The 226-nt window shown below is 72.1% G+C and carries 1 pseudogene; it reads right to left on the bottom strand.

What is annotated here, in order from left to right:
- Positions 1-226: pseudogene (locus tag OO52_RS45885) on the bottom strand (heavy metal translocating P-type ATPase); the annotation flags it as partial.

The raw sequence follows: 226 nt of genomic DNA, 5'->3' as shown, positions 1-226 counted from the left end.
CAGCTCCTTCTCGTCCTCGCCCTCGGCGACGTACACGTCCAGGAGCGTCATCCGGCCGGTGGTGACCGTGCCGGTCTTGTCCAGGACCACGGTGTCGACGCGCCGGGTGGACTCCAGGACCTCGGGGCCCTTGATGAGGATGCCGAGCTGGGCGCCGCGCCCGGTGCCGACCATCAGCGCGGTCGGGGTGGCCAGGCCCAGCGCGCACGGGCAGGCGATGATCAGG

Origin of the sequence: Streptomyces flaveolus, assembly GCF_000716535.1 — a bacterium.
Taxonomy (GTDB): Bacteria; Actinomycetota; Actinomycetes; order Streptomycetales; family Streptomycetaceae; genus Streptomyces; species Streptomyces flaveolus_A.
Note: the sequence above shows the minus strand (reverse complement) of the source record. Positions and strands in the feature narration are given on the sequence as shown.